This window comes from Prosthecobacter sp., from assembly GCF_044378005.1.
In the GTDB taxonomy this organism is placed as follows: domain Bacteria; phylum Verrucomicrobiota; class Verrucomicrobiia; order Verrucomicrobiales; family Verrucomicrobiaceae; genus Prosthecobacter.
This window is the reverse complement of sequence record NZ_JBILYB010000225.1, coordinates 1-6,422: the sequence shown is the minus strand read 5'-3', so window position 1 is coordinate 6,422 and position 6,422 is coordinate 1. Positions and strand designations below refer to the sequence as shown.

The 6,422-nt window shown below is 58.9% G+C and carries 6 protein-coding genes; 1 reads left to right on the top strand and 5 read right to left on the bottom strand.

The features are described from left to right. Positions 1-185: 185 nt before the first annotated feature. On the bottom strand, positions 186-455 hold the full coding sequence (locus AC6FTP_RS24795) for a hypothetical protein (protein WP_497203471.1): 270 nt from the start codon (positions 453-455) through the stop codon (positions 186-188). A gap of 97 nt (positions 456-552) precedes the next feature. Here AC6FTP_RS24795 and AC6FTP_RS24790 point away from each other — a divergent pair, with 97 nt between their 5' ends. Continuing rightward, positions 553-2,064, top strand: a complete 1,512-nt coding sequence (locus tag AC6FTP_RS24790; RefSeq protein WP_497209589.1) for an alkaline phosphatase D family protein — start codon at positions 553-555, stop codon at positions 2,062-2,064. 87 nt (positions 2,065-2,151) lie between these two features. Here AC6FTP_RS24790 and rnhB read toward each other — a convergent pair whose 3' ends face one another. The 4 genes from rnhB to AC6FTP_RS24770 all read right to left on the bottom strand — a co-directional run. Then, positions 2,152-2,799: a ribonuclease HII gene (gene rnhB / locus AC6FTP_RS24785; protein ID WP_497209588.1), complete on the bottom strand. Its 648-nt coding sequence runs from the start codon at positions 2,797-2,799 to the stop codon at positions 2,152-2,154. 3 nt (positions 2,800-2,802) lie between these two features. Beyond that, on the bottom strand, positions 2,803-5,088 hold the full coding sequence (locus AC6FTP_RS24780) for a spermine/spermidine synthase domain-containing protein (protein WP_497209587.1): 2,286 nt from the start codon (positions 5,086-5,088) through the stop codon (positions 2,803-2,805). Positions 5,089-5,105: 17 nt separating this feature from the next. Continuing rightward, positions 5,106-6,083 (bottom strand): tetratricopeptide repeat protein, encoded by a 978-nt coding sequence (locus AC6FTP_RS24775; protein WP_497209586.1) that lies wholly within the window; start codon positions 6,081-6,083, stop codon positions 5,106-5,108. Positions 6,084-6,155: 72 nt separating this feature from the next. Beyond that, positions 6,156-6,422 (bottom strand): hypothetical protein (locus AC6FTP_RS24770; protein WP_497209585.1); only part of this gene is annotated, 267 nt, incomplete at its 5' end.

Sequence of the window (6,422 nt, the reverse complement as noted above, 5' to 3'; positions counted from 1 at the left end):
GAGGGACAAGAGGCTGGGCGGACGCATGCTAAAAAAATGGAAAGCAGAGGCCGATGGTCAACGCAGTCGGGGAGAGGTCAAGCCTGCAACTGTGCCAAGTCTTTTGGTGCGCTCATGTTTGAAAAAAAAGAGAGCCCGGCGTTTCCGCCGGGCTCTCCAGGAGATTCGTGATCAGTCAGGGCGGATTAAGCCTTGGCGATGCTGGTGGCTTTGCCGTGCTCGCTGTCCACCTTCACATTCTTGCCGACGAGCTTCTCAGCGTCGTCTGCACCTTTGGTGCTTGGGGTGAGGGTCACGGTGGCATCTTTGCCGTCTTTGCCTTCAACGACGAGCTTCTTGGTAGCAGCGTCGAAGGACTTCAGTTTGCCTTCGTTGGTGACGACCTTGCCGCAGCCAGCGTAAGCGGAACCGAGGGCGAGGGTGGAGATGGCGAGGAGCGTGAGTGCTTTCTTCATAGTTTTGTTGGGTGGGTGTTGGGGCAACGTTGGTTGTTGCTCTGTATCAAACGATTGTTCATAAGCGTAGGTTGCAAGCAAGCCTCAATTTCATCTCATGCGCCTTTTTTTCTCCGCTCTCGCCTTTTTCACCCTCGTCCGACTCGCTCCAGCCCATGCGGTGCCGGACATTCCGGTGCGGAGTTTCTTCACCCAGGACGGGAAGTGTACGATCACGATTGAGGTCGATCCGCGCTGTTTCGCAGCGGACCCGAATACCGAACCATCTCTGCTCAATGCCGTGCTTCCCTCCATGGACGAGGCCCAGCGTGCCAGCCTGAAAGCCAAGGCGGCGGATCTGGCGCGGCGTTACGTCGAGTTCCTCTTCGATCCCTCCGGCCCGGTGACGCCGGAGTTTAAGTTCGAGTTCACGGGGCATGCTCAACTGCCGCTGAGTGCGGAGGAGGATGTGGTAGTCCTCACGGGCACCTGTGAGGCTCGGGTGCCAGCGGGCAGCACGGCCTGGCGCATCCGCGCGACGAAGGAGACGCCTCTGGCCGTGGTGTTTCGCAATTATATCGAAGGCGTGGAGAATCCGAAGTTCTCCGTGCTCTTCCCGGGCGAGACGAGTTTCCCTTTCGAGTTCGGCAAGGCACCGGACCCGCTTCAGCACATCGTCTTTGGCTCCTGCCTGAATGTGACGGAGCATCCCATGCTGGACCGCACGGCCACTCTGCCGATGGAGCTTTTCCTGTTCATGGGGGATAACATTTACGCTGACACCACAGACATGGCGGTGATGCGCGCGAAGTATCAAGCCCTGAGCCAGAGCACGTTCTTCCAGGCCGTCCGGGCAAAGTCACTCGTCCTCGCGACCTGGGATGATCATGACTATGGGCTGAATGATGGCGGGGCCGACTATCCGAAGCGCCGTGAGTCGCAGAAAGAGTTCCTCGACTGGATGAGTGTGCCTGCGGCTGCTCCGCTCCGTGCTCAGGAAGGTGTCTATCAGAGCCGCAGCTTTGGTCCCGAGGGGAAGCGGGTGCAGGTCATCCTGCTGGATACACGTTACTTCCGCAGTCCGCTGAAGCGCGTGCCGAAAGAGCAGGGGACACCGGGCGGGGCATCCGTGCCGCATGATGACACTTCCACGACGATCCTCGGTGCCGCTCAGTGGCAGTGGCTGGAGGGTGTGCTGAAGCAACCGGCGGAACTGCGTCTGATCGTGAGCAGCATCCAGTTTGCCGCCGAGGCCAGCGGCAGTGAGAGCTGGGCAAACTTCCCGCATGAGCAAAAGCGCCTCGTCGATCTCATCGCCAGCACCCGGGCAAGCGGGGTCGTGTTTCTGAGTGGGGACCGCCACTGGTGTGAGTTCTCGGCGCTGAACGAGGGCGTGCCTTATCCGCTTTACGATTTCACTGCCAGCTCGATGACGCAGGTCCATCAGCGGGGCACTCCGACAGCGAACAAATTTCGCCTCCTGCCGAAGACGTTCCATCAGCCGAACGTCGGCACTTTGAACATCGACTGGAGCCAGGCCGATCCTACTTTGACCTTCCGCATTCTGGATGTCGCTGGGGAGACTCAGATCGAGAAAGTGGTCAGGCTCGGTGAGTTGAGCCCGAAGTAGCCTTTTGGGATTCTTCAGACATCGGCGCATCATACGCACCGGACTCAAATCCACTGACTCAGATTGGATTTAACGAGAGTCCGGCCATCATAGATTCAGCAGCAACTGGGCGACGGGGGCGAAGCTGCGGCGGTGGGCGGGGCAGGGGCCGAGCTTTTTCAATGCCTGCTGATGGGCCGGGGTGGGGTAGCCTTTGTGGATCTCGAAGCCGTAGCCGGGGTAGCTTTCCGCGAGCTGCACCATGAGCCGATCACGCCTGACTTTGGCGATGATGCTGGCGGCGGCGATGCTGTGGCTGAGGCTGTCGCCTTTCACGAGGGCGACTTGATGGAGAGGGAAGTCGCGTACGGGTTTGCCATCAATGAGAACAGCGTCGGGCCGGGGATCGAGCGCGAGGGCGCAAAGTCTCATGCCTTTCCAGGTGGCCTGGAGGATGTTGATGCGGTCGATCTCCTCAGGCTCGATCATCTCGGCATGCCAGCGGATGGAACTGTCAGCCATGAGTTCGTCGTAGAGGCGGTCGCGCTGCTTTTCGCTGAGCTTCTTGGAGTCGTTCAGCACGGCGTGGTCAAAGTCGGCGGGCAGGATGACGGCGGCGACGGAGACGGGCCCGGCAAGTGGCCCACGCCCTGCTTCGTCGATACCGGCGATGCGCTGGAAACCGGCGGCGCGGAGGAGGTTTTCATGGTGAAGCGTGGGCATGAGCTTGTGTAGCTCTGCGGAGGTGAGGCGCAAGTTTCACTCGGCAAAGAGAGCGGGTAGATGGAACTCATCGCGCGGAAAGAGGTCGGTGTTGATCTCGCCGAGCTTGGAGCGGTCGAACTTGGGGCCGATGAGATGAGCTGGGTAGTCCACCTGGGTGTAGGCGGCGAGCTGTTCGCGGATGGGGATGCCTGCGCGGCGGAAGTGGTCGCGGATTTCAAGATGGCCGAGCCGACGGCGGAGGTCGTCGGCACTTGCCTGGATGGGATCAAGACTGCCGATGAGTAAAACGCCGAGATCAAGAACATGGGGAAAGACGCGAATGAAAGTGCTGCGAACGCGAGATGTCGGTGCCCAGGTGACCGCATAGCCGCCGGGCTTCAGGCGTCGGCTGACGAGTCGGAAGTACTCCTCGGAGTAGAGATTTCCCGACCCGGCGCTGTTGGGGCGCAGGGCATCGGCTTCGATGATGTCGAAGCGTTGGCTGGTCATTTTGAGAAAGCGCCGCCCATCACCAGGAATGTGGTGGATGCGATCTTCGGTGAGGAGGGCGTTCAGAGAGGCCGTTGCGTGCTTTTTAGCATGGTTCTTCAGGGACTGAAGCTGGCCTTCCACGATCTCGATGCAGAAGACTTTCTCAGTCTCATATCGCGCCGCAGCGCTGTAGGCGGTGTCCCCGGAACCGAGTCCGATGATGGCGATGTGCTCAGGCCGAGGATGCAGCAGGGCTGGCAGAGCTCCGAGCAGGCTGTGGATGCCACCATAGGGCAGCCAGCTCTGACCGATTCCGTTGACAAAGATGACGGTGTCCCCCAGGGAATCAGGACTTGGATCAACACGTTTCAAGACGGCCAGCCCGCTGCTATCTTCGATGTGTGTCAGCTTCTCAGGGCTGGTGTCATGAATGAGCGCCCAGAGTGCGTCCCTGCCAGGCATGATCAGAAAAACAATCAGGCTGACTCCCGCCCAGACACCCTTTTGGAGCCTTGTGACACCAGCTTTGGAGGAGAGTGCCACAGCACCCAGGACCGCTCCGATGAGGACGAGCCATTTGAGTGTCCCGGCGCTTCCCAGTAGAGGCAGCAGCAGCCAGCTCACCAGGATTGTGCCCAGCACGCTGCCGACGATGTTTGATGCCTGAAGCCAGCCCAGCCTACGTCCCATCTGAGCAGGATCATTTTGCACGGCTTTCTGTAAAAACGGGAAGCTCAGCCCCATCAGCAGTGTGGCTGGTCCGATGAGAAAGAGCGGGACAAGAAGATAAAGCTGCGGGAGCAGGGCAGTCCTGGTCGTGAGGCCATTTTGGCGCCATTCAGCGATGGTGCTGTTCACATCCACCGGCTCATAACTCCCGAGGTAGTCACGCAGGTTGGAAAGCCAGGAACTGTGATGAACAAGCTGCAGAACGAGAACAAGGGATGAGGCAGCCAGCAGCGCCAGTGAGGCCTGCAACCATAAAAAGGTCTGAAGAGGTCGTGTGCTGCGGCGCACCCAGAAGGTGCCGAGAAGTGAACCAAGGCCAAGTCCGGCGAGGTAGAAGCTGATGAGTGTGCCGAAGGTGAAAGCAGTGGATTTGATCATGACACCGAGCACACGAAACCACATCATTTCGAGACCAAGGGCGAGGAAGCCGGTGGTGGCATAAAGTGCAAGATAGCGGATGAAGCCTGCGGACAGCGGTGCTCGCACGTCGGTGTCACAAGGGGCGGGCGGGATGCTGGTGGCGTGATCTGCGTTTGCGATGAGCGGCAGGACGAGAAGAGTGCAGAGCATGTTGCCGAGGGCGGCGATGGAGAGGCTGTCTTCGATTCCGTGCTGAGGCAAAAGCACCCAGGTGGTGATGATGGCTCCCGCCGCAGCGCCCACCGTGTTGATGCCATACAGCCAGCCGATGTGGGCGGCGGCATCACGGATTTGTTTTGTCACTCCACGGGTCAGCAGCGGCAGTGAGAGACCCATCAAAACCGTGGGTGGAAGAAGCGCGAGCATGATGAGAAATGTGCTCGTGGGCCGAAAGTGAATGGTGTGGCTGAGCTGCTGGCAGAGAATGTCATAGTACAGCCATTTGCTGCCGGAGCCCCACAGTCCGATGAGGCATTCGATGCCGGCAAAGTAACAGAGGCTGCGTTTGACAGAGATCTGATCAGCCAGCCAGCCACTTGCCAGGGCTCCTGCACCCAGGCCCAGCATGAAGGTGGCGACGATGATGGTGATGGCCTGGATGTCACCGCCTGCAAAGACCACGAGCAATCGCTGCCAGCAAATCTGATAGCCAAGCGCCGAGGCGCCGGAAATGAGGAAGGCGAACGTTGGCAGAATCAAGAAGCTGCACCGTCTCATCATCGCATCGCTGAGAGGTGTGACTGGAGCTTCTTTTTCAGACTGTCGTAAAGTGGGTCAAGTCTGCCGCTCTGCTCAGCCACGCGGAGATGATGTATGGCCCGCTCTTCATGCCCGATCTGAGCAAGCACTTCCGCCATCGAAAGATGGGCAGAACGGAAATGGGGATAGTGTTGCAGAATCAGCTCCCAGTGTTGCAACCCCTCAGGCACTCGTCCGGCCATGACTAGAGCGAGGCCGCGCAGGTGCATGATCTGGACGGCGCGGGGCTTGCTGCGCAGGCCGCGCTCGGTGGCTTCGAGTGCTTTGTCTGTCTGCATCGTTTTGATATACAATGTACAGAGGTTCAACCATGCCTCGTCATCGTCTGGGGCCACTTCCAAGGCCCGTTCGAAGCAGCGTGCAGATTCGTCGATCCTGCCGGAGTTGAAATTCACGATGCCGAGTCCTTTCCAGACTCGGACGGTATTGGAGCCCTTGGCCAGAGCATCTTTCCAAAGCGATTCCCGGTTTTGCAGCACCTCATTTCGCAACAGGGTCGATATGGAAAGTGTCAAAATGGCGAGCGAACTGAGCGAGTAGAGTATCACCCGTCCTTCAAGGAGTGCGGAGGAAAAATTCAGAAGGCGGTGCAGGCCTACTGCAAACACGAGAAAAAGGCCCACTGAGGGAAGGTAACAACGATGTTCAGCGAAGAGGTCCGGCAGGGGAATAATGCTGGATGATGGAAGAAGGGAGATGAAATACCACAGCATCCCGAATAGGACGATGGCACCTGACTTTTTCGATTGCCTGCGAAAATTCAGCCAGGCACCCGCGATCAAGCTGACGGTGAAAAGAATGGCCATGATGAAACGGGAATCCAGCGGGCTGGTGATGAGTGGGTAGGCGTGATCGAAGTTCTGGCCGATGGGCAGCACCAGCAGCCGCAGGTAGGAAATCCATGCGCAGACCTGGGTGAGCAGGTAGTCACTCAAAGGGTAGGGATGGATGCCGTGATTGGTGATGTTCAGGAGACTGGACACCGTCAGCGGGGCCGTTTCCTGAGCTCAGTGGGCGCTGACGATGAGCAGGGGAACCATGGGCAGCAGCGTCAGAGATCCTGCTGCACGGCGCAGAGCGACAGGTAGTCGATCCTGAAAGTGGAGGCAGTCGAGCAGCACCATCAAGACTGGCGTTACCACACCTGTCTCCTTGGAAAGCATGGATAGAGCCGTGGCAACGATGGCCGCAGCAGCCAGTGTTCTCCTTTGCAGAACACTGCTGGCCGAGCGCGCCTGCACATGCAGAAGCAATGCTAGAAGGCAGAAGAAGGT